This is a genomic window from Hyphomonas adhaerens MHS-3 (genome assembly GCF_000685235.1).
GTDB classification, from domain to species: domain Bacteria; phylum Pseudomonadota; class Alphaproteobacteria; order Caulobacterales; family Hyphomonadaceae; genus Hyphomonas; species Hyphomonas adhaerens.
This window is the reverse complement of sequence record NZ_ARYH01000001.1, coordinates 1359767-1382690: the sequence shown is the minus strand read 5'-3', so window position 1 is coordinate 1382690 and position 22924 is coordinate 1359767. Positions and strand designations below refer to the sequence as shown.

The 22924-nt window shown below is 63.8% G+C and carries 22 protein-coding genes; 9 read left to right on the top strand and 13 right to left on the bottom strand.

Annotation, left to right across the window (positions count from 1 at the left end; genetic code table 11):
- Positions 1–44 precede the first annotated feature (44 nt).
- The 5 genes from HAD_RS06860 to petA all read right to left on the bottom strand — a co-directional run bounded on the left by HAD_RS06860 (position 45) and on the right by petA (position 4803).
- The gene (locus HAD_RS06860; protein ID WP_035570149.1) at positions 45–923 is read right to left on the bottom strand and encodes an S-methyl-5'-thioadenosine phosphorylase; all 879 of its coding nucleotides are present in this window, start codon (positions 921–923) and stop codon (positions 45–47) included.
- A 227-nt stretch (positions 924–1150) separates the two neighbouring features.
- Complete coding sequence (locus tag HAD_RS06855) at positions 1151–1687, bottom strand: hypothetical protein (protein WP_035570148.1); 537 nt, start codon at positions 1685–1687, stop codon at positions 1151–1153.
- 113 nt (positions 1688–1800) lie between these two features.
- Positions 1801–2742: a cytochrome c1 gene (locus HAD_RS06850; RefSeq protein ID WP_035570147.1), complete on the bottom strand. Its 942-nt coding sequence runs from the start codon at positions 2740–2742 to the stop codon at positions 1801–1803.
- A 15-nt stretch (positions 2743–2757) separates the two neighbouring features.
- Complete coding sequence (locus HAD_RS06845; RefSeq protein ID WP_035570146.1) at positions 2758–4218, bottom strand: cytochrome b; 1461 nt, start codon at positions 4216–4218, stop codon at positions 2758–2760.
- Between the two features lie 12 nt (positions 4219–4230).
- A complete protein-coding gene (gene petA / locus HAD_RS06840) occupies positions 4231–4803 on the bottom strand; it encodes a ubiquinol-cytochrome c reductase iron-sulfur subunit (RefSeq protein WP_035570145.1) in 573 nt (190 codons plus the stop codon).
- Between the two features lie 187 nt (positions 4804–4990).
- On the opposite strand from petA, the gene hemF reads away from it, so the two are divergent.
- Positions 4991–5875, top strand: coding sequence for an oxygen-dependent coproporphyrinogen oxidase (gene hemF / locus HAD_RS06835; protein ID WP_035570144.1), 885 nt, complete (start codon positions 4991–4993; stop codon positions 5873–5875).
- A gap of 126 nt (positions 5876–6001) precedes the next feature.
- Positions 6002–6499 (top strand): TspO/MBR family protein, encoded by a 498-nt coding sequence (locus tag HAD_RS06830; RefSeq protein ID WP_051595993.1) that lies wholly within the window; start codon positions 6002–6004, stop codon positions 6497–6499.
- Here the strand turns inward: HAD_RS06830 and HAD_RS06825 are convergent.
- From HAD_RS06825 to HAD_RS06810, 4 genes are all read right to left on the bottom strand, one after another.
- Positions 6483–7697 carry a CCA tRNA nucleotidyltransferase gene (locus HAD_RS06825; protein WP_035570143.1) on the bottom strand — a complete coding sequence of 405 codons (1215 nt, stop codon included), beginning with the start codon at positions 7695–7697 and terminating at the stop codon, positions 6483–6485. The genes HAD_RS06830 and HAD_RS06825 overlap by 17 nt on opposite strands.
- Positions 7684–8049, bottom strand: coding sequence for a DUF6111 family protein (locus HAD_RS06820; RefSeq protein WP_035570142.1), 366 nt, complete (start codon positions 8047–8049; stop codon positions 7684–7686). The genes HAD_RS06825 and HAD_RS06820 overlap by 14 nt, the downstream gene beginning before the upstream one ends.
- A gap of 78 nt (positions 8050–8127) precedes the next feature.
- Positions 8128–8748, bottom strand: a complete 621-nt coding sequence (locus HAD_RS06815; protein ID WP_035570141.1) for a CoA pyrophosphatase — start codon at positions 8746–8748, stop codon at positions 8128–8130.
- A 10-nt stretch (positions 8749–8758) separates the two neighbouring features.
- On the bottom strand, positions 8759–9346 hold the full coding sequence (locus HAD_RS06810) for a DUF1285 domain-containing protein (protein ID WP_241765314.1): 588 nt from the start codon (positions 9344–9346) through the stop codon (positions 8759–8761).
- A 76-nt stretch (positions 9347–9422) separates the two neighbouring features.
- On the opposite strand from HAD_RS06810, the gene HAD_RS06805 reads away from it, so the two are divergent.
- From HAD_RS06805 to HAD_RS06785, 5 genes are read left to right on the top strand one after another with little or no spacing between them, the layout of a single operon-like run.
- Positions 9423–10421, top strand: coding sequence for an AAA family ATPase (locus HAD_RS06805; protein ID WP_035570140.1), 999 nt, complete (start codon positions 9423–9425; stop codon positions 10419–10421).
- 9 nt (positions 10422–10430) lie between these two features.
- Positions 10431–11297, top strand: coding sequence for a DUF58 domain-containing protein (locus HAD_RS06800; protein WP_035570139.1), 867 nt, complete (start codon positions 10431–10433; stop codon positions 11295–11297).
- Positions 11294–14179: a DUF4159 domain-containing protein gene (locus HAD_RS06795; protein WP_084331805.1), complete on the top strand. Its 2886-nt coding sequence runs from the start codon at positions 11294–11296 to the stop codon at positions 14177–14179. The genes HAD_RS06800 and HAD_RS06795 overlap by 4 nt, the downstream gene beginning before the upstream one ends.
- Entirely contained in the window at positions 14176–16215 is a 2040-nt protein-coding gene (locus HAD_RS06790) for a hypothetical protein (protein WP_035570138.1), read from the top strand. Before HAD_RS06795 ends, HAD_RS06790 begins: the two co-directional genes overlap by 4 nt.
- 28 nt (positions 16216–16243) lie before the next feature.
- Positions 16244–17158, top strand: coding sequence for a hypothetical protein (locus HAD_RS06785; RefSeq protein ID WP_035570137.1), 915 nt, complete (start codon positions 16244–16246; stop codon positions 17156–17158).
- Between the two features lie 33 nt (positions 17159–17191).
- Here the strand turns inward: HAD_RS06785 and HAD_RS06780 are convergent, their stop codons facing one another.
- Both HAD_RS06780 and HAD_RS06775 read right to left on the bottom strand, forming a co-directional pair.
- Positions 17192–18850, bottom strand: coding sequence for a DHA2 family efflux MFS transporter permease subunit (locus HAD_RS06780; protein ID WP_241765313.1), 1659 nt, complete (start codon positions 18848–18850; stop codon positions 17192–17194).
- On the bottom strand, positions 18847–20013 hold the full coding sequence (locus HAD_RS06775) for an HlyD family secretion protein (RefSeq protein WP_035570136.1): 1167 nt from the start codon (positions 20011–20013) through the stop codon (positions 18847–18849). Before HAD_RS06775 ends, HAD_RS06780 begins: the two co-directional genes overlap by 4 nt.
- Before the next feature lie 197 nt (positions 20014–20210).
- On the opposite strand from HAD_RS06775, the gene HAD_RS06770 reads away from it, so the two are divergent.
- Positions 20211–21257 carry a serine hydrolase domain-containing protein gene (locus tag HAD_RS06770; RefSeq protein ID WP_084331804.1) on the top strand — a complete coding sequence of 349 codons (1047 nt, stop codon included), beginning with the start codon at positions 20211–20213 and terminating at the stop codon, positions 21255–21257.
- Between the two features lie 61 nt (positions 21258–21318).
- Complete coding sequence (locus HAD_RS06765) at positions 21319–21711, top strand: MAPEG family protein (RefSeq protein WP_035570135.1); 393 nt, start codon at positions 21319–21321, stop codon at positions 21709–21711.
- Here HAD_RS06765 and HAD_RS06760 read toward each other — a convergent pair.
- Positions 21708–22211, bottom strand: coding sequence for a GNAT family N-acetyltransferase (locus HAD_RS06760; protein WP_035570133.1), 504 nt, complete (start codon positions 22209–22211; stop codon positions 21708–21710). The two genes, HAD_RS06765 and HAD_RS06760, sit on opposite strands and share 4 nt — an antisense overlap.
- Before the next feature lie 60 nt (positions 22212–22271).
- On the bottom strand, positions 22272–22922 hold the full coding sequence (locus HAD_RS06755; RefSeq protein ID WP_051595992.1) for a redoxin domain-containing protein: 651 nt from the start codon (positions 22920–22922) through the stop codon (positions 22272–22274).
- Between the last annotated feature and the right edge of the window lie 2 nt (positions 22923–22924).

Here is a 22924-nt window from a genome sequence, read left to right as displayed (position 1 = left end):
AAAACGCCAGCCCCGCGACGATTCAGGTTAATGGAGCGGAAACCTTAGCCGCCCAGGGCGCGTCCCGCAATCGCCCGCAACTTGTGGATCGTTTCCGGGTTTCGCGCGGCCTCTGCGGTGATCAAGGCATAGTCGAGGCAGGTATCGATTCCGTCCGGACTCGGGGTACGCTCCGTACCACTCAGATTTTCCGCCAGCTTTACAACGGCTTTCCGGCCGAGCGCACTGTTCCGCGCCATGACTTCCAGAACATTGGTGACGGTCACCGCCTCCTCTTCCTCGCGCCAGCAGTCATAATCCGTCACCATGCCGAGCACCGCATAGGGCAGCTCTGCCTCCCGCGCGAGCTTGGCTTCCGGCATTGCGGTCATGCCGATCACGTCACATCCCCACTGGCGATAGAGTTTCGATTCGGCAAGCGACGAGAATTGCGGGCCTTCCATGGCGATATAGGTGCCGCCGCGATGGACCCTGGCCCCAACCGCTTCGGCCACATCCGCAGCCATCGCGCTAAACCGGGAACAGACCGGGTGCGCCATGGAGACATGCGCCACCATCCCCTCGCCGAAGAACGTCTTGGCCCGGGCGAATGTCCGGTCGATGAACTGGTCGGCGGCCAGGAAATCGCCCGGCGCATAGGCTTCCTGAAGGCTGCCGCAGGCTGAAATCGCCAGCACATCCGTCACGCCGGCCATTTTCAGGGCAGCGATATTGGCCTGGTAAGGCACTTCACTGGGCGACAGCCGGTGGCCACGGCCATGGCGCGGAAGGAAAACCAGCTTCACATCGCCGATCCGGCCATGGACCAGCGCATCGGACGGTGCGCCCCAGGGTGTTTCGACGGTCTCCTCGCGGCGATCTTCCAGTCCGTCAATTTCGTACAGGCCAGAGCCGCCAATGATGCCGAGGGTCCATTTACTCATCTATTCGTCCTGAGGTCTTTGCGCATGCCGATGGGCGGCGGTGAACGCGGGTTGGGCGTGGTCAGTTCCACATCATCTGCCAGCACGTAACCAGGCCCGGCATAGAAGTCGACCAGCCTCACCTCGTCGTGACGAATCGCGAGTTGCGCGGCGGATGCCCAACAAGTGCGCCATTCGCCTGCCCTGCCTTGCGGAGACTGACACCGGACATGCCGGTGGTCCCAGGCTCACTCGCAGACGGCCCTGACAACGACTTTCGAGAAATGGTCCTCGGTTCGCAGAAACTCCACGAAGCAGGCTCCATCTTCGGACGTGTGGATATGGGCACCGATCGGGAATAGTCCCTCCTGACCATTTATCGTCATGCTATAGCCCTTCGTGGTCCGGTCGAGGTAGCTCATGCTCACCCGGTCGCCATTGCCCATCACAATGGTTTTGGTCTCCCCGGCGGGGATCGCCACGCCGTCATCCGTCAGCAGCACGCCGTCCACATTGGGCAATTCCAGACCGGCAGCTTTCTCCACGACCTTGCGGCTGATCTGGTCGGCCCGCTTCAGAACATCGGCCGCCTCCCCGGCGGAAGACGGGTCAATATCCTGTATTTTTTCAAGATTTTCAGCGATCCGGTCGAGCGAAGACGCCATGCCCGACAGCGATTTGGGGGAGGTATCCCCCAGCGCGAACATCACGCCCAGACCACCTACGACAGCGCCGCCGATCGCCCCGGCGGCATTCGCAATGCTCAAGAATTTTCCATCTGCCATTCTTCCCTCCACCTGAGGGCAGGAAAGATAAAAGCCAGATTGCCAGCGCCGCAAGAAAAAAGCCCCGGAAAAACCGGGGCTTTCTCAATTTCTTGGGTCTGGTGAGACGCGCCTTAGTGCTCGATCTTCCGCCAGATCTGCTTGTAGGAGAACCACAGCAGCACTGCGAGGATCAGCAGATAGGCCATGACCGCCAGGCCCAGCGACTTGCGGTGTTCCTGCTTCGGCTCACCGGCCCAGGCGAGGAACTGAGCGACGTCATAAGCCATCTGCTCAACTGTCGCTTCAGTGCCGTCCATATACTCGACCCGGCCTTCGATCAGCTGCGGAGGCATGGCCAGGAAGCCACCCTTCGGCGGATGCCGCGGGTCGCCTTCATAGTTCGGCGTCGTGTCACCGGCCATGTACGGGTTGTAGTACTGGCCTGCATTGATCTTCAGGAAGCCTTCACCGTGCTCGCCGCCATGGCCGCCGACTTTCGACATGTCGAGATAGTTGGCCGTCTCGCCATCGACTTCACGCTTCACGAACGCTTCGTTGTCCGGATAGCCCGACAGGAGGTGGAAGACGTAGCTGGCGCCGCCGTGGCGGGCCTTGGTGATGACCGACAGGTCCGGCGGAGCCGCGCCGCCATTGGCTGCGCGGGCTGCCTGTACGTTCGGATACGGGCTGCGGAACGTGTCAGCAGGCGTCGCCGGACGATAATCGAAATCCCCGATGTCATTCGGCGTCGGGCTGAGAATTTCGTTCTCTGCGGCCAGTGCTTTCACAAACGGGTTGTCGTTCGGGTTCGGATAGGCCGGATCGTAGAACGGGCCACCCGGTTCGCCGAGGTTACGGTAGCTCATCAGCTTCATCGAGTGACACGAGGAACAGACCTGATGATACACCTGATAACCGCGCTGCAGCGAAGCCTGATCGAACTGGCCCGTCGGACCTTCGAACGGCCAGCCGCCTTCAGGCGGGTGCGGGTGTTCCGCGCCCCCGGCAGCGTGTGCTGCGGCGGTGAAGATGAGTCCGGCCAGGCCGGCAGTGAGGAGTCGAAGCGCTTTCATGGTTCCCCTGGCTCCCTATTCCGCCGGAATGGCGGTCGCCGTCGACGCCTTGTGGCGTTTCAGGATCGATTTGTGGATGGATTCCGGCACGTCTTTCGGCTTCTCGGTCAGACCGATGAAGAACAGGATGATGAAGTAGCCGAAGTAGCAGAAGGTCAGGATCAGCGAGAGATGCTTGAACTGGAAGGTCGGTGCCGGCACGGCCGACAGCGACGGGCTGGCATCGGCCGGCAGCGTTTCCATGAAGCTTTTCGCGTCTTCATAGGCTTCACCGCCGCCTTTGTACTCGCTCGTCACTTCCGAACCGTTCTCGGTATAGCTCACAACCAGTGTCGGCTCGCCCTGAAGCGCCTTGATCACCGGATCTGTCGGCACGGATGCACCGCACCAGCCGAGCAACATGCAGGTCGCCACGAAACCGAAGAAGAACTGCTTGGCCACCGGACGGTAGCGCATGGACTTCACTTTCGACGTGTCGAGCCATGGCAGCACGAACAGAACGGCGATCGCTGCGAACATGAAGATCACGCCGAGCAGCTTGGCCGGGATCGGGCCGAGATCGAAGGTGATGGCGCGCAGGATGGCGTAGAACGGCAGCAGGTACCATTCCGGCACGATGTGCGCAGGCGTCACCAGCGGGTTGGCTTCGATATAGTTGTCAGCGTGGCCCAGAACGTTCGGCGCGTAGAAGACGAACACAGCGAACATGATGAGGAAGATGACGATCGCGAAGGCGTCCTTGACCGTATAGTACGGGTGGAACGGAACAGTTTCCTTCTCGACATCCTGAACTTCAACACCGGTCGGGTTGTTGTTGCCCGGCACGTGCAGCGCCCAGATGTGCAGGATCACGACAGCGGCAATCATGAACGGCAGCAGATAGTGCAGCGAGAAGAAGCGCTGCAGCGTCTGGTTACCGATCGACGGTCCGCCAAGGATCCAGGTCTGCAGGCTTTCGCCGATCAGCGGGATCGCACCGAACAGGCCGGTGATCACGTTGGCGCCGTGGAAGGACATCTGGCCCCATGGCAGCATGTAGCCGAGGAAGGCCGTGGCCATCATCAGAAGGTAGATCACGCAACCGAGGATCCAGAGAATCTCGCGGGGCGCTTTGTATGATCCGTAATAGAGACCGCGGAACATGTGGATATAGACCGCGAGGAAGAACATCGAAGCGCCGTTGGCGTGGATGTAACGAAGCAGCCAGCCATAAGGCACATCGCGCATGATGCGCTCGACCGAAGCAAAAGCGCCGTCGACGCTGGCTTCATAGTGCATGGCCAGAATGATGCCGGTGATGATCTGCACAGCAAGGCAGACCGCCAGAATGCCACCGAACGTGTACCAGTAGTTCAGGTTCTTCGGGGTCGGGAAATTGATCGCCGTGTCCTGGGCAAACCGGATGATCGGCAAGCGCGAATCGAGCCAGCGGGTAAACCCGTTGGTCGGGGTGTAGGAGGATTCGTGTCCGCTCATGTCCTACCGTCCTTACAGCGAGATGTTGACCACGGTGTCCGACACATAGGTGTAGTTCGGAACCGGGAGATTGAGAGGCGCAGGGCCTTTGCGGATGCGGCCGGACGTATCGTATTCCGAACCGTGGCAAGGGCAGTACCAGCCGCCATATTCGCCTGTATTGCCCTGAGCCGGCCCGACGGGCACGCAGCCAAGGTGCGTACAGGCGCCTGATGTGATCAGGATGGCGCGGTTAAGCTCGCCGTTCTGCATCGGGCGCAGGCGCTCGTCATCCGTCTGCGGGTCACGCAGGGTTTTGACGTCCACCGCTTCAGCGGCAGCAATCTCTGCCGGCGTGCGGTGTCGGATGAAGAATGGCTTGCCGCCGATGAGCACGCGAATTTCGCTGCCCAGCGGGACTTTGGAGATATCGACGTCCAGGGCCGATGCGGCCTTGGTATCGGCTGCCGGGTTCCACTGGTCGACAGCGACCCAGGCGAACATGGCAGCACCGCCGAAAGCCGCAGCTCCCGTCGCGATGTGAATAAAATTGCGGCGGTCCTCGTCAACGGCACCGCCGTGCTCAAGTGATGTCTGATCGGTCACGCTTTTCCCGTCCTCAACAGGCAGAGTTCTGGCCCCTAATTACAGAACCCCGCCCTCTCGCACATTGCGGCAAGTGGGCGCGGGGCCAGCCCCCTGAGATACACTGAAAAAGGGCGTTATCCTGACTTGAGCCCTGTGACAACAGGGGGCTTGCAAGCTGTGCAGCTTAGGCCGCAAGACAAAGCCCATGACGATCACCGACCTCGATACCCAGAAAATGCGCGCGCGGGACTGGTTCCGCGCCCTTCAGGAAGACATCTGCAGCCGCTTCGAAGCCATCGAACTCGCGGCCGAACCGCCCTTGTACCGGGGCGATCCGGGCAAATTCGACCTGACGGAATGGAAACGCGGCGACGGCACCGAAGATCTTGGCGGCGGACGCATGGGCCTGATGCGCGGCAAGGTGTTCGAGAAGGTTGGTGTCCATTTTTCAGAGGTTCACGGCACTTTTTCTGAAGGCTTCGCTGCACAAATCCCCGGCGCAGACCAGTCAGATGGACGATTCTGGGCATCTGGCCTCTCGCTTATTGCCCACCCGCGCAATCCGCATGTGCCCGCCGCTCACATGAATACACGCATGCTGGTGACCAGTCAGAGCTGGTTCGGTGGCGGCGGAGACCTCAATCCCCTTCTCGCCTACCAGCGCGATCAGGCCTTCGAAGATTCTGTGGAATTCCACGCCGCCATGAAAGCGGCCTGCGATATTCACCCCGGCGCTGACTATGCGCAGATGAAGGAAACCTGCGACACTTACTTCAACCTGCCCCACCGGGACGAGCCGCGCGGCACGGGCGGCATTTTTTACGACCGCTTCAACAGCGGTGACTGGGACGCAGACTTCGCCTTCACACGGGAAGTCGGCAAACAATTCGCTGACATCTATCCGGACCTCGTCCGCAAGCGCTTCCAGCATGCCTGGAACGAAGCCGAGCGGGAGGAACAGCTGATCCAGCGCGGCCGCTATGTGGAGTTCAATCTGCTGTACGACCGCGGTACGACCTTCGGCCTGAAGACCGGCGGCAATGTCACCAGCATCCTCTCGTCGATGCCACCTGTCGTGAAATGGCCCTGACCGGCCCGTAATTCCGGCATTCGCGCCCGATCCGCGGTCACCCCGTCCACCTCAGCGGGCCAGGATTCCCGCGCTTGGAGTACGCCGCAGACGGCTTGGTAAATTCCCGATATACTCTCAGACCTGATGGTGGATAACAGCCGGGCCCCTCCCTGGGGTGCCAGCCTGGTGCTGGTGCTGGCGACGGCTCTGGCCGGCGCTATGGGCGGAATTGTCACCCGGTCTGGCAAAGAACCCTGGTACTCGCAGCTCGACAAATCTTCCCTCACGCCACCGGACTGGGTGTTCGGGATCGTCTGGCCGAGCCTGTTCTCCCTGATGACGCTGAGCGCCTTGCTCGTTCTCTGGCGGGCCGGAAGTTCCAATGCCGCCAGCCGGGCACTCGGCATCTATTTCGCCATGCTGATGGTGAATATCGGCTGGAGCCTGTTTTTCTTCGGCCTGAAGCAGGTTCCGCTATCCCTCGGCGTGTTGGCGGCGCTCTGGCTATTGATCCTGGCCATGATGGGAGAATTTTCCCGCATCTCGAAGCCCGCCGCCTGGCTGCAGCTGCCCTATCTGGTCTGGGTCACCTTCGCCGGCTATCTGAACCTTTATATCTGGTCCGCTAATCCGGCTGGCTGAGCCGGGCCAGCAGCGCCTTGCGCGGCAGCGTGAAGCCGGAGGCAATCCACGCTTCCTCTGCCTGCGCCAGCGCCTTGCCCACAGCCGGCCCGGACAAGCCCGCCGCCAATGCATCCGCTCCGCCAACAGGAAGCTGCGGCCGTGACCAACGTGCGGCGGCGGCCAGCACAAGCTTCAGGCCGTCCCCTGCCCCGCCAGCCGCTTCCACCAGCGCCCGGTCGCAAACCGCTTCGGCGCCATGCCGGTAGAAGGCTTCCGCCAGTTCTGCCGGGCTCAGCGTTTCCACATGGCCGAGCGCCGGATCGGCCCAGGCGGCCAGCCTGTCCTGCTCGGCATTCGAAAGGCGCAGGATGCGGCCCACTTCACGGACCTCCCTCAGACGGCGCGGCAGCAGTGCCATCAGCCGCTGCAGCGAATCCGGCGCGAGGCCGGCCGCGTGCTCGGCCGCGACCAGCGCCGGCAAGGCCCCGGCCGAAGCTTCCGGAAGAATAGCCGCCAACACGCCGCTCTCTTCCATGGCCAGCATGGCATCGGACGGGTCGGGCGCCTCCAACAGGCGTTTCAACTCTTTCCAGATCCGCTCGCGCGCGATTTTGGCGAGGCCATCCTTCTGCCGGGTACAGGCGGCCAGCCCTTCCGCATCCACTTCGGCGCCATACCAGGCATTGAAACGGAAGAAGCGCAGGATACGCAGATAGTCTTCCTTCAGGCGCTGGTCGCCATCGCCAATGAAAATCACCCGGCCAGACAGCGCATCCTCAATGCTGCCGGGGACAACTTCATGCAGAGTCCCATCCGGCCCGGCATAGATGGCGTTGAGCCGGAAGTCCCGCCGCTGGGCATCCTCTGCCCAATCTTCCGTAAAGGCGACGACGGCGCGGCGGCCATCGGTCTCCACATCCCGGCGCAGGCTGGTGATCTCGAAGGGTTCACCGTCGATGATCGCTGTGACTGTGCCATGCTCGATCCCGGTCGGCAGGGCGCGGATGCCCGCCACTTTCATGGCGTTCAGGACGTTTTCCGGCAGGATCTGGGTTGCGATGTCGACATCATCCGCGGGAATGCCGCGCAGCGTATTGCGCACGCAGCCGCCCACGAAACGCGAGCCATCGGGGCGCGCCGCCTCCAGCGCCGCCATCACGGCTTGTGTGCCGGGCGCAGTCAGCCAGTCCGCTTCGATCCGTTCAGTCTGTGCCATCGCCCGTGGTGTCCGTCCCGGCGGCGGGCAATTCGACCGTGCCGCCGGGGTCGTCACTCCCCGCCCGTCCGGCATCCTTGAGATCGTGCTCACACGGGTAGAGCTCACCCGGCACCAGCTTGCCGTCCACATAGCGGGTCGGCTTCTGGCACATTTCCGGCTGGCGCTTTTCCAGGAAGGTCATGGCGAAAAAGCCCACGACAGCGAGGCCGAGACCGATCAGGAACAGCATGTTGACCGGCCATTGCCGTCGCCCCTCATGCTCGGCGGTCGTTGTGGCCAGCACGTAGAGCCCGAACACCATGAACGGGATCGAGAAGAAAAAGAGTTCGAAGAGTATCCGTCCGGCCAATGTTCCGGTTCCTCTCTAATGATGATGTTCAGGATAGGCAGATGCTGAAATCCGCGAAACCCTTAACACATGAATGCCTTACGCTTCGTAGAGCGTTTCGTAGAGCCTCTGGATAATTCCCGCTGTCACGCCCCAGATGCGGTAGCCATTATGCGGCATCTCGTAATAGCGGCGCGGCTTGCCCCGGTAGATGGCCTCCCCCACCCGGTGGTTGCGGGCGTCCATCAGGAAGTCGAGCGGGGTTTCGAATACGTCGGCCACTTCGGTCGGGTCGGGCACAGGCTGGAAGTCCGCTGGCAGCAAGCCAACGACCGGCGTGATGCGGTAACGCGTGCCGGTCACATAAGGCGCAGCCTTGCCGAGGACTTCCACATCGTCCGGCCCGACGCCGACTTCCTCTTCCGATTCGCGCAAGGCGGCGGCCACTTCGTCGAGATCGATCGGGTCCACCTTGCCGCCGGGAAACGCGACCTGTCCGGCATGATCGGCCATGGTGGTCGGCCGCACCGTCAACAGAGTCGTGGCCCCGGACACGCGCGGGATGACGCCAACCAGCACCGCCGCGGGGCGGATAATCGCCACTTCCTCCGGCGACAGGAAATCCATGTCGCCCGTCTCCCCCAGCCGGCCATTGCCGACCGGCGGGTCGAGCCGCGTTTCGACGCGCGCGATGAAGTCTTCAAGGCCTTGCCAGGACATCCCGTTATCCTCAGGCCGCCGGGCCGATGGGAAAGAATCTTCCCTGGCTCCAGACACCCAGAATGTCAGGGTCCTCCGGTGACGGTTCAGCCATTTCGACAAGCTCGTAAAATGCCGCGCGCGTCAGTTTCGCTTCGAGGCGCCCGCGCACCAGCACATAGGGAGACGGCTCGCCCGTGTCCGGGTCGGTCTCGACGCGGACCGGCGCCTCCGGACCGGCAAGGGTGATGTCGTCCAGATTGGTCAGGAAGGCCAGCGTCTGATCCCGGCCCGGCTCGCCGACACGGTCAACCCGGACGGCCAGGAAGGGGGCGTCCTCGACCTTCACGATCACTTTTTCGTAGGGCGTGACCAGCCAGGTCTGCCCGTCCTCATCCTTGCGCAGGATGCGGGAAAAGAGCTTTACGAGACGCTCACGGTTAATGCGGGATCCATCATGCCACCAGGCGCCGTCAGCCCGAATCTCCATACCGATATCGGCGCTGTGCTCCGGGTTCCAGAGATGCACAGGCGGCAGCTTTCCATCCAGCTTGCCCTCGGGCAGAATGGACTTCAGCGTTTCTTCAAGGCTGATTGTGGTTGTTGAACTGGATGTCACACCTTCCTCCGCCTTGAAGAGGCCTTACAAATAGGTCTGATTGCACATGACGCAAACCCGGAGACGCTTTTAGAATATGGCTGATACTGATGTGACTGCCGAGGCGATTGTCGCCGATGCCGAGGCCGCCGCCGAAACCCTGCAACAGGTGAAAGCCGAAATCGCCAAGGCCGTGTTCGGCCAGGAGCGCGTGGTGGAGCTGTCGCTGGCCGCTGTTCTGGCGGGTGGCCATGCCCTTCTGATCGGGGCGCCGGGTCTTGCCAAGACGCGCCTTGTCGAGGCGATGGGCACTGCGCTTGGCCTGACCAATCAGCGCATCCAGTTCACGCCGGACCTGATGCCGTCGGATATCCTCGGCTCTGAAGTTCTGGATGAGAGCGCCGGCGGCCAGCGGAGTTTCCGCTTCCTGCGCGGCCCCATCTTCACCCAGCTCCTGATGGCGGACGAGATCAACCGCGCCTCCCCGCGGACTCAGTCTGCGCTTCTGCAGGCCATGCAGGAACGCCATGTGACTGTGGCAGGTGTCCGGCATGACTTGCCCGCGCCTTTCCATGTGCTCGCCACCCAGAACCCGATCGAGCAGGAAGGCACCTATCCGCTGCCCGAAGCCCAGCTCGACCGCTTCCTTCTGAAAGTGGACGTCAACTATCCGGACCTCGACACCGAGCGCCGCATCCTGATCGAGACGACTGGCGGCGCCGACCAGACCGTGCGTCCGGCGCTTGATGCCGAACGCCTGATGGCGCTGCAGGCCCTCGTCCGGAAAATGCCGGTCGGCGAGAAGATCGTCTCGGCGATCCTGGACCTTGTGCGCGAGGCGCGGCCGGAGCAGACCTCCGACCCGCATGTGAAACGCCTCGTCGACTGGGGCCCTTCCCCGCGCGCCGGACAGGCGCTGATGCTGGCCGCCCGCTCCCGCGCCCTCCTTCGCGGCCGGTTCGCGCCGAGCCTCGAAGACGTCGAAGCGCTCGCCGAACCCTGCCTCGGGCACCGCATGGCGATGCGCTACGACCCGACCGGCGAAGCGCCCGGCCTTGCCGAACTCATCAACGACCTCGCGCGGAAGGTGGCGTAGCGCAGCCCGATGACTCCCGCTGCCGATCTTCGTGCCGAAGCCGAAGCCCTTGCCCGCCAGCTGCCCGGCCTGAACTTCAAGGCCGAGGCCAGCGAAGCGGCGCATATCGGCTCGGCCGGCCGGCGCCGCCCCGGCACGGGCGAGCATTTCTGGCAATACCGGCGCTATGCGCAGGAAGACGCCGCCGACCGGGTCGACTGGCGCCGCTCCGCCAAGGGCCACGACCTGTTCGTCCGCGAGACCGAACTTGAGACCGCCCGCACAGTCCTCTTCTGGTGTGACGACGATCCGGGCTTCCGTTGGAAAGCCAAGGATGACCTGCGCACTAAAGCCGAGGAAGCGACCGTCCTGATGCTGTCGCTTGCGATCATGCTGTCGAAGGATGGCGAGCGGATCGGCGCCCTCGGCGGCGGGCGCGGCGCAAGCTTCGGCAAACGGGCGGTGGACCGGCTTTCCGAAGAACTCGGCCGCGGCACCGGCGGCAATTTTCCTGCCCCGCCGCGCAGTTCAGCCACACTCATTGTCGCCTCCGATTTCTATGATCCGATCCCGGAATGGCGGGCGCGGCTGGCACCGCTGGCAGGCAAATGCCCGGAAGGCATCCTTTTGGCCGTCTCCTCTCCCATCGAAGTGGACTTCCCGTTCGAGGGCCGTGTGAAACTTCACCGGCCGGGGGCGGCGCTCTCCCGCATCTTCGGCCGGGCCGAGACGATCCGCGAGGAATACCACCAACGGTTCGCGGCCCAGCGCGACGCGCTCAGTGAGCTGACGAACCGGATGGGCTGGCGCTTCGTCTCCCATGTTTCCGGCCAGCCCCTGCTGCAAAGCGCCGCCCGCCTGAAGGCCCAACTTGAAAGCTTCGGGGCGAAGCTATGACCGCGCTCGGCCCTTTCCTGTTCGGCGCGCCCTGGGCGCTGGCCGCCCTGATCGCCCTGCCGGTGATCTGGTGGATCCTGCGCGCGACGCCGCCTGCTCCGAAGGACGTCGAACTGCCATCCATGCGTATTCTCGAAGGGATGGAGCCGAAGGAAGAAACCCCGGCCCGCACGCCCTGGTGGGTCTGGCTGATCCGGACCCTGGCGGTCACCGCCGCCATCGTCGGCCTGTCCCAGCCGGTCTACGCGCCCGGCGCAAAGACAGAGTCCGTGGAAGGATCCGGCCCGCTCCTGATCGTGATCGACAATGGGTGGCCATCGGCTCCGCGCTGGAGCGAACTGGTCAATGCCGCGACCGCCACGCTGGACACCGGCAGCCGCGACATGCCGGTCCACTTGCTGCTGACCGCGCCGCAACAACTGAACAGCGACCCGTCCGAACGGCTCAGCACCGCCGATGCGGCCAAGCGGATCTCATCCCTGCGGCCGCAAGCCTGGAATACGGACCGCGCCGATGCCATCACCCGCCTGGACGACTCCGGCCTGAAACCCGGCCGTATCTTCTGGGCCAGCGACGGGCTGGAAAACAATGGCGGGCGGGCTTTCGCCGCGGACCTTTCCGCCCGCGCCCCGCTCACGGTCTTTGCGGCCCCGCCTCACACCCCGGCGGCGATTACGAAGCTGAACTCTGAAACCGACTCGGTCTCTGTCACGCTCCGCCGCCTCGAAGCGCGCGGAGAAGAAAGCGCCTATGTCTCGGCTCTGACGCTCGATGGCTCTGCGCTGGCCACATCCGAGGCAACCTTTCCAGATGGAGAGAATGAAGCGGCCGCCGACTTCACGATCCCCGCAGCGGCGCTGGCCCGCATCGCCCGTTTCACGGTTACCGGCCGGCAGGGCGCCGGCACGGTCTGGCTGTGGGATTCCTCAGACCGGTCCCGGCGGGTCGGGCTTGTCGATGCCGGCGCCATCGCCCAGCCGCTGCTCTCGGACATGCACTATGTCCGCAAGGCTCTGGAACCCTTTGCGTCGATCACGGAAGGCACGGTGGAAACGCTTGTTGCAGAGTCGCCCGATGCCATCATCCTCACCGATGTCGGACAGATCCTGCCGGAAGACGAAAAGCGTCTGGCGGACTGGGTGGAAAGCGGCGGCGCGCTGATCCGGTTCGCCGGACCGCGCCTGGCTGCGCAGGGCGACGACCTGCTGCCGGTTCCACTCCGCCGGGCCTCCCGTGCGCTTGGCGGCGCCCTCGCCTGGGACGAACCGCAGGCCCTTGCCCCGTTTGCAGAAACCTCTCCCTTCGACGGTCTGAACGTCCCGCCGGATGTGCGGATCACCCAGCAAGTGCTCGCGCGGCCAGGGCCAGAGCTTTCAAGCCACACCTGGGCCCGCCTCGCGGACGGGTCCCCGCTGGTGACGGCTGATGCGCGTGGCTCCGGCATGATCATCCTGTTCCACATCACGGCCGGACCGGACTGGGCGAACCTCGCCTATTCCGACCTCTTCCCGCAAATGTTGCGGCGCTGCATCGCGGCAGGCCGGGGCGAGTCCGTCAATGCTGAAGAAGGCGCCTATTCCCCGAAACTGGTTCTGGACGGGTACGGACGGCTGCAATCGCCCGGCCCGGCGGCCGCGCCGCTCAAGGCGGCGGACTTCGCAACGGTTGAGCCGTCCGAAGCGCACCCGCCGGGACTCTATCAGGGCCCGGGCGGCACCCGCGCGCTGAATGCAGCCCGCAAGGCGACGCCCACCTTGATCCAGACTTGGCCGCCTGCCGCCCGCCTGCTGGGCGATGCCGAAGCCCGTGCGATGCGCCTTGCCGGGCCGCTGCTGACATTCGCAGCCTTCCTCCTCGCGCTGGACCTGTTCATTGCCCTGCTTGTTGCCGGCCATCTGCCGCGCATTGGCCGCAAGACCGGCACGGCGGCGGTCGTCCTGCTGGCAGCCACGTTCCTCGCGCCCTCCCCCGGCGCCAATGCGCAGGAATACCAGTATCGTCTGATGCAGGACGGAACTTACCGCCGGATCGCGACCGGGCCGACAATCATCCCGCTACCGAAAGGCAAGGCGCCGCAATCGGACGTCGATGCCGCCCTGCTGATGCGGTTCGGCTATGTGAAGACGCCGGATGTCGCCATAAACGAGCGGGCGCGCGCCGGTCTCTTCGGCCTGGCAACAACCCTGTACAACCGCACCTCCGTCGAACCGGAAGCGCCCGATGAACTGGACCTCGAAACCAGCCCGCTGGAACTTTATCCGCTCATCTATTTTGCCGTGCCCCAAGGCGCCGCCCCTTTGTCCGAGAAAGCCATTGCACGGCTGAACGCCTATCTCCGTTCCGGCGGCGCGCTGGTTATCGACACGCGGGACGGCGATACGCCCGGGTCAACCGAGATCACCCGTCTGGAAAGCCTGCTTGAAGGCCTGGACGCCCCGCCATTACAGCCGGTTCCTTCAGGCCATGTCCTGACCCGGTCCTTTTACCTGCTGGACGGCTTTCCCGGCCGCTATGCCGATCGCCAGCTCTGGATCGAACAGGCCGGATCTGCTTCGGCGCCGCGTGGGGATGGTGTTTCCGGTCTCTTCATCGGCGATGCCGACTGGATTTCCGCCTGGGCGATCGACGACCGGGGGCGTGACCTCTATTCCGTGGATGGCGGCGCAGACCAGCGGGAAATGGCCCGGCGCTTCGGCGTCAATCTCGTGATGTATATCCTGACGGGCAGCTACAAGGACGACCAGGTTCACCTGCCAGCCCTGCTGGAGCGTCTCGGCGAAGGGGACGCCGATGGCGGCGCCTTCGGTCCCGGTCCGCGTCCGCCCAACAACACGCGCGAGAACGACGTCCCGCAATTCCTGCCGAATGGGGTGCCGCAATGATCGAAGCCGTCCGCATCGGGTTCGATCCCTTTCTCGGCTGGCCCGTCCTCTGGGCAGTTGTTGCCGTGGCTGCCCTGGCTTGGCTGGCTTATGTTTTCCTGCGCGGCCGTGCCTGGCTGACCCGAGGGCTTGGCCTGACACTCCTGGCCGCAGCTCTGTCAAACCCCAGCCTTGTGCACGAGGAACGCGAACCCCTGCCGTCCGTGGCGGCTGTCGTTCTGGACCGGTCCGAAAGCATGGACATCGGTGACCGGGCAGAAGCGGCCCGCAAGGCCTATGATGAGGTGCAGGCCCGGCTGGCCGAAGACCCGAGCCTTGAAGTCCGCGTGCTGGAAAGCGATCCGAATGATGACGGCTCGCATCTCTATAGCGCGCTGGAAGGCCTGATGGCCGATGTGCCGCGTGACCGGATCGCCGGGGCGATCCTGATCACCGACGGCCAGGTGCACGATGTGCCGGAGAAACCCGACGCCGAAGGTGTGATCGGTCCGGTTCACGGCCTGATCGTTGGCGATCCGGACCGGGGTGACCGCCGGGTGGAGCTGGTCGAAGCGCCCAGCTTCGGCATCGTCGGCGAAACGGCCGACCTCATCGTAAAGGTGGAAGACCCGGATGGCGGGGAGATCGATCTCGACGTCTCCGTCAATGGCGGGATCCCGGAGCGCGTGCGGGTGACAGCCGGTGAACCAACCCCACTGCCGATCAAGATCGAACGGCGCGGCGAAAATATCGTCGTGGTCGAAGCCCCGCCCGGACGGCAGGAGCTGACAATGGCGAACAACCGCACCGCCGCGAGTCTTGCCGGTGTGCGCGACCGGCTCCGCGTCCTGCTGGTGACCGGCAAGCCGAACCAGGCAGGCCGCACCTGGCGGGACCTGCTGAAATCCGACCCGTCCGTGGACCTCGTCCACTTCACAATTCTCCGCCCCCCTTACAAGAGCGACAATGCCACCGAGGATGAGCTGGCGCTGATTGCCTTCCCGACCGAAGAACTGTTCGAAGCGAAGCTGAAGGAATTCGATCTCATCATCTTCGACCAGTATGAGCGCCGGGGCGTGATCACGCAGACCTACCTCGCCAACATGGCGCGCTATGTCACGGAGGGCGGCGCGCTGCTGATTGCAGCTGGCGAGGATTTTGCCGGTCCGGCCAGCCTCGCCCGGTCACCGCTTGCCTCTGTCCTGCCCGCGGCACCGACCGGTGTTGTGCGGACGGGCGAGTTCGTTCCCATGCTCACGGAAGCGGGTAAACGCCACGCCGTCACCGCCCCGCTGGAAGGGCGCAAATGGGGCGGCTGGATGCGCTATATCGAATCGACCGCCGAAACGGGCGATACGGTTCTTGCCGCGCCGGACGGCAAACCGCTGCTGGTGCTGGACCGCGTCGACAAGGGCCGCGTCGGAATGCTGATGTCCGACCAGATCTGGCTGTGGGCACGCGGCTATGATGGCGGTGGCCCGTTTGCCGAGATGATCCGCCGGGTCGTCCACTGGCTGATGAAGGAACCGGAACTCGAAGAGCGGCGCCTGAAACTCACGGCCGAAGGGAACACGGCGCATGTCGAGCTGCGCAGCCTGATGGATACCGCCCCGCCCCTTCAGATCGAGACACCGGAAGGCGAGACAATCGAGCCGGCCTGGACGGAAACCGGCCCCGGCATGTTTGCCGCTGAAACGCCTATTGACCAGCTGGGACTGTACCGCGCCCGCGCCGGCGGCCTTGAAACGGTGGCCCTGAATGGCCCCGCCAATCCCAAGGAATATGCTGATCTTCAGTCTACGATCAAAGTGCTGCAACCGCTGGCCCGCGCCACGGGGGGCGGTGTGTTCCGGCTGAACGCAGACGGGTCGGGCCTGCCGGATATCCGCCGGTCCGGCCAGCGCGGCCTGTCGGCGGGCGGCAACTGGCTGGGCCTGCGCGAACGCGGCGCCTATGCCGTGCGGTCTTCTTCAAGTCAGGCCCTGTTACCGGGCATTCTTGCGGCAGGTTTCCTGGTGCTGCTTCTGCTATTGGCGTGGCGGCGCGAAGGACGTTAGAAACAAACTCAACTCGAGGGGACGCGAGATGAAAACACTCAAACAGATCGGGCTCATTGCCCTGCTGGCCGGTGCGGTCAGCTTTAGCGCTGCGGCGGAAGAAGCGGTGGCCTGCCCGGTTAATGCGGCGCAGGCGATGTACCAGGTCTCCGAAGCCCTGCCGGGTGCGACGACGATGGAACAGGTTTCCAACGGTTACAACTACACCACCAGTTACGCCGCGGCCTGCCCCGAAGATGCGTACACTCAATATTTCGTCGCCCTTTCCTTTTATCGGCTTGCAGAGAAAATCGCCGATCCGGGGCAGCAATTCCAATTGATGAGCGCCGCCATCGACGCGCTTCATGTCTATGACGCCGCCTGGGAAAACCTGAACAGAGATCTGATCTGGACCATGCCGGTCGAACCGGGGAACGGCGCCGACATAACGGTCTTCACCGGAACGAAAAGCACGTCGCTTCTGGAAAGCAAGCTGGTGCCGATGGTCGTCGTCTTTGAAGCCGGCGGCCTGTTTCACGACATAATGTCCGGCAAAGGACAAACCGAGGAGTCCCCCTGCCCATGGCACCGCCCGGAAATGGCCATCGCCGAGGCCCGTGGGCATGTTATCGGGCAGGACACGTTTGTGCAGTATTATTCCACTGGCGATCAGTTGCCCAACATCATGGGCTCTGTCGATCGGCTGGAATTTCTCGCCGCCGCTTGCCCGAACGCCCGCAAAGCGATCGTCTTCGAGTCTGCGACACTCTACGCGCACGCGGCCGAAACGGCTTATGAATTCAACATTGACGACTCAGCCGCAGGCTATGCCGCCGATGCCATCACCCAATATGAGCTCTTCCGCAGCCTCGCCAAGAATACCGCCGCGGACCGCAGTAAGCTCACCCTCGTGGACAATGCGCTGAAGCGGATGCGCGAAATGGCGCCCGAGACGGCAGAATAGGCTTGCCCCCTGCCCTGTTGGACAGGCGCCGGCCTATGCCGCGTCCGGATTGATCGCCATGCGAGCCGCCGGCGGTGCGGCGCCTTCCAGTTTCGGCTTCGGCATCAGGAACAGCGCAAAGAAGACGAGCACGAACCAGATGGAAATTACGTGGAAACAATCGCGGAACGCCAGCACCTGCGCCTCTGCGGAGACCTGCCGCCCGATCACGCCAAATGCATTCTGGAAAGCGGGCAGAACCGCCATGCCCGACCGTTCCAGTTCCTGCGCATAGATCGCATGCTGGTAGAGCATTTCGGCATTCTTCTCGTTCATGGCGACAGACAGATGGTTGCCATGGAAAATGAGCCGGCGCTGAAGGAGGATCGCCAGCAGGTTCACACCAAAGGCCCCGCCGACCTGCATCAGGAAGGACACGCCCCCCGTCGCCGAGGCCAGAAGGTGCGGCGGCGAGGCCCGCACGGCGGTCGTGTTGGCCGGCGGCATGCAGAAGCTGATGCCTACGCGTGACAGAAAAATCCAGCCGATCAGCACCCAGTAAGGCGTCAGCGCCGTAACCCCTGCCAGCAGGTAGGCCGAAGTGGCAAAGCTGATAAGGCCGAAAGCCAGCAGGAAACGCGCATCCACCCGGTCCGTCAGCCGTCCGGCAATGGGAAAGCCCACCACCATGGCCAGGCCTGCCGGGATCATCATCACGCCGGCTGCCGTCGGCGAATAATGCTGCACCATCTGCACGAACAGCGGGATCAGATAGGTGGAGGAATAGATCGCAATGCCGGTGGCCGAGATGATCAGCCCCGCGGACCAGAACTGCCGGTACATGAAGATCGCTGGGTTCAGCGCGGGAAACGGGTGCCGCAATTCCCAAATGACGAAACAAACCCCGCCGATCAGGCCGATGGCAAATTTCAGATAAGTGATGTCAGAATCCCAGCCATCCCGGTTCGCGCCGGCGAAGGCCGACAGCAGGCTGACAACCGCAACCGTCAGCAGGCCAAGGCCTTGCCAGTCGAGCGGCGGCCGGGTGCGCAGGTTCGCATCCTCCCCTGTCGGCATCAGGAATGGCGCGACGCTCAGGGCCACGAAGGCCAGCGGAAGCGTCGCGATGAAGACCAGCCGCCAGCTGGCAAGGTCCACGGCAATCCCGCCCAGCGCCGGGCCGAAAGCCGGTGCGAGCACGACACCGATGGAGAAGATGCCCATGGCCGTCCCGCGCCGGTTGTCCGGGAAGGTCTGGAAGATCAGGAACATGGACATGGGCTGCAGCAGCCCGGCGGAAACACCTTGCAGCGCGCGCGACAGGATCAGCATTTCCAGCGAGGTCGACACCGATCCCAGCAGCGAGCCGACAACGAACAGACACATGCCAGCCACATAGGTCGCCCGCGGCCCGTAAGTATGCATCGCCCAGGCATTGGCCAGCATGGCGATGGTGGAAGACGCCAGGAAAGCCGTGGACATCCATTGCGCCTGGTCCTGCCCGAGGCCGAAAGCGCCGATAATGGCCGGCAAGGCGACATTCACCGTGGTCGCGGCCAGCATGGTGGACAGCGATCCGGTGAGCATCGCCCCCAGCAGGATCCAGCGGTAATTCGGGCCGAACTGGGCAAAGCGCCGGCGGACGGCGGATCCGGCCATGTCCGGAATGTCATGGACCGGAATATCTCCGGATGTGGCGGCTGCCGTACTCACGCCGGGTCTTCAGCGGCCTGCTTGCGGATGCGGACCGTGACCATCGTGCCCGGCCGCAGGCGCAGACCCGGATCGTCGAGGTCGATGCGCACCGTAATGCGCTGGGTGATCTTGGTGAACACGCCATTGGCGTTCGGGTTCGGCATCAGCGCAGACTCGGCAAGCGTGGCATTGTGGATCCGGGTGACATGGCCGGTGATCTTCGTACCGGGATGGCTGTCGACCTTCACACGCACGTCTGCGCCGGTTTCGATCTTGCGGATATCGGTTTCCTTGATGTTCGCAGACACCCAGACCGCATCCGGGTCATGCATCAGCGCCACCCGGAATCCGCGGAGCGAATGCTCGCCCGTGTCATAGAACAGCTCGTCGATCACACCGTCGATGGGCGCACGGATCGTGTGCTGTTCCACCACGACACGTTGGGCATCGACGCGGGCCTCGGCCTGTTGGAGCGACGCGCGCAGGACGCCAAGGTCCAATTCGATCAGGCGCACTTCCTTGCCCTGGATGGATGCCGTGCGCTGTTCAGCCCGGGCGCTGTCACGGTCGGCTTCGGCCCGCAGCAATCCCTGCCGCGCCGTGTCGAGCGCGTTGAGAGACTGGTCCAGCGCGCTTTGTGGCAGTAGGCCCCGGTCGAACAGGCCCTTGGTCCGGTCGTAATCCCGCTGGGCGGTCTCCAGATTGGAGCGGGCCGCTTCAACCGAGGCAGACGCAGACTGCGTGCCTGCGCGTCTGGCGGCAACCTCACTGCCGGCTTTGGATGATGCGAGCCCGACCCGGGCCTCTTCACGCGCAATCTGTGCCCGCAACCGGTTCGCTTCGGCCTGGTATTCGGCCAATGTGTAGGCGGCTTCCCGCTCGTCGATCGTGTACAGGATGTCGCCAGCTTTCACCATGTCACCCGCCGAGACGCGTTGGGACGTGATCTTGCCGGATATGTCTGTCGATACGGCAATCATGTCCGCCGCTATCCGCGCATCGGAGGTCGAAACATAGGCGGCCCGGTCCGTTATGAAGCGGGCAAGCCCCAGCAGAACCAGCAGAACAAGCCCGGCGATGAGGCCCAGGCGAACGCGCGGATTGCGCAGATGCGCCCGCAACGGCGTGTGCGCCGGCTGGATTGTTTCAATGTCCGGTGTAACCTGTGTGTTTCCGTCCATGCCTCTTGCCGGGGCCTTGCGGCCCTGTCCGTTTCGCTCCCTTGCGGCCCATGTGGACGGTTTCTGAACCGTCTCTGTATTCCGCATTACACATTTATCGGCGCATGACCCTAAGGTAGGCAAGCCCCCTTCTTGCGCTTGGCCCCGGGCGTCTGTTTAGCTGTCCGGAACACAAAAAACGCCGGGAGACTTCCACCATGCCGTTCGATCATCCCCTGCCTCCCCTGCCGGTCCAGCCAGACGGTGTTGCCTGGCCGACGAAGGCCTGGCCGGAAAGCCCCCCCGCCCCGGACACTGACACCGCGCGGTTGAACCGCCTGCTGGACCGCGCCTTTACGGACCCAGCCCCGGAGACAATGGGCGAGACCCATGCCTTCCTTGCCGTTCAGGGCGGCCAGATCGTGGCGGAGCGCTATTGGCGGGATTTCACGCCCGGCAGCACCTTTCCGTCCTGGTCGGAAGCGAAATCGATCACCCAGGCGCTCATTGGCATCCTCGTGCGCGACGGCAAGATCGACATTCACGCCCCGGCCGACGTCCCGGAATGGCAGGAGGCAGACGACCCGCGCCGCGCGATCACGCTGGACATGTTGCTGCGTATGTCGAGCGGGCTGAAATTCATCGAGGACTATGTGCCGGGCTCCGTCTCCGACGTCATCGAAATGCTGTTCGGCAGCGGACAGCTGGACGTCGCCGCCTACGCCGCAAGCCAACCACTGGAGCATGAGCCGGACACATTCTGGAGCTATTCGAGCGGCACGTCGAACATCGTCGCCCGCTGCGCTGCCCGGGCGCTCGGCGCCGACGCGGATACGTTCCGCGAGTTCATGTTCTGGGAGCTGTTCTCCCCCATCGGCATGCGCTCCCCCCTTCCGAAGTTCGACGCAGCCGGCACCTTCATCGGCTCGTCCTTCTGCTATTGCACCGCGCGGGACTTTGCCCGCTTCGGCCTGCTCTACCTGCGCGACGGGGTCTGGGATGGCACACGCATCCTGCCGGAAGGCTGGGCCGACTATGCCCGGACGCCGACGCCCGCCGTGCCGGATACCGAAACGCTCGGCTATGGCGCCCATTGGTGGCTGGACATGGCAGGTCCCGGCAGCTTCTCCTGCAACGGGTATGAAGGTCAGTACACGGTCCTGGTGCCGGAGAAGGATCTGATCCTCGTTCGCCATGGAAAATCCCCGCTGGAAGCGAAGGACGCGGTGCAAGCCTGGATCGCCGACGTGGCGGACTGTTTCTGAAGTCACTTCCGTAAGCGCAGCAAACCGGCTTATGCTCTCCCGACAAAGGGAGGACTAATCCATGACATCCATGCAAGCGGCCACACTCTATGCGGGCCTATTCTGCCTGTTCATGCTGGTATTGAAGGCAAATGTCGGGCGCGTAAGGACACAGCACAAGGTCGGCTTCGGCGATGGCGGGAACCAGCCGCTGCAACGCAGCCTGCGCGTGCAGGGCAATGCGGTGGAAGATGTGCCGGTCGTGCTGTTCGGATTGCTGGGCCTCGGTGCGCTGGCGGCCCCCGCCCTGCTGATCCACGGCATCGGCGGCAGTTTCCTGATCGGACGGATCCTGCATGCGTTCGGTCTTGGCGGCTCTTCCGGCAGCAGTTTCGGACGCAGCGTCGGCACGCTGATCACGGCGCTGGTCATGCTGGTCACGGCAGGGTCATGTGCCTGGTATGCGCTGACTTAAGGCGCCGCCACCAACCCGCTGACCATACCGGACAGTTTGCTGGCATCCCCGGCGAGGTCTTTCACCATGACGCGAGCCTGGTCCTGCGGGCCAGGAAACGTCAGCTGGTTCCTCGGGGTCACGGTAAAGCCGATCTCGCCAAAATAGGCCGGCACGCCGATCAGGATGGCGGCAGGCCAGCCGGCGGCCTTGCCGGCCTCCAGCGCCTCGCCCGTCACGGTCAGGCCAAGACGGCTGCCCCGGTGAGACGGGGCCACGGCAACCGGCCCGTAAAACAACGCCCGGTCCCGGGCAGCCCCAACGACCAGCGGCCAGACGCGGCAGACCGCAATCACCTGCCCGTCCAGCACGGCCACGCGATTGATCTCCGGCAGCGAGTGCGAGTATTCGCGCAGCCGCTCGGCGGTCTTGGCAAAGTGGCCGGGGCCGAAGGTCCGGTCGAAGAGGTCTTCGATCGCTTCGGCATGGAGGGCTGGGGTTTCGGGCACAATCTGGAGCATGAGGCGCGCCTTTAGGGCGGTGTGCCGCATGGATCAATGGGGTAATTGCGCCCGGAGGCCCTAATATTTCACCGAACAGCCATAGGGTTTTGTGGAGCTGACACCGATTGGCTCTGCCGCAGACAGGCTGGTCAGCGCTTCGCGGACATAATTGGTGGCCGATGCAATGTCCGCCACATTGGCTGAGGCCACCGAGTCGATTGCCCCCTGATAGGCGACCTGGCCCTTCGGACCGATGATGTACATGTGCGGCGTGGTCTTCGCCTGATAGAGCCGCCCGAGTGTGCCATCCGGGTCCAGCAGCACATGCGCTGGACTCGCATCGTGTTCTTCCGCCCACTGATTTGCTGCTGCGCCGTCGACATGGCCCTGTTTGCCAGGCGCCGATGAAATCACCGTCAGCCAGACCGTCCCGTCTGCATCGGCATCAGCCTGCAGACCCTGCATGTTACCCGGCGGCTGAGCATAGTGCTTGCGCACGAAGGGACAGCCCTCATTCGTCCATTCCAGCACAACAGTACGGCCGGCGAAATCGGACAGGGAGACCGGGTCTCCATTGGAATCCATGGTCGTGAAATCAGGTGCAGGGCGACCGATCGGCAGGCCGGAATCCGCCTGCGCGGTGGAGGCAATCAATGCCCCGGCCGTCAATGCGACGGCGGCCGCCATACCAGCCGCCAGCGACAGGTTTCGCCGATTGATCGTGATCATCC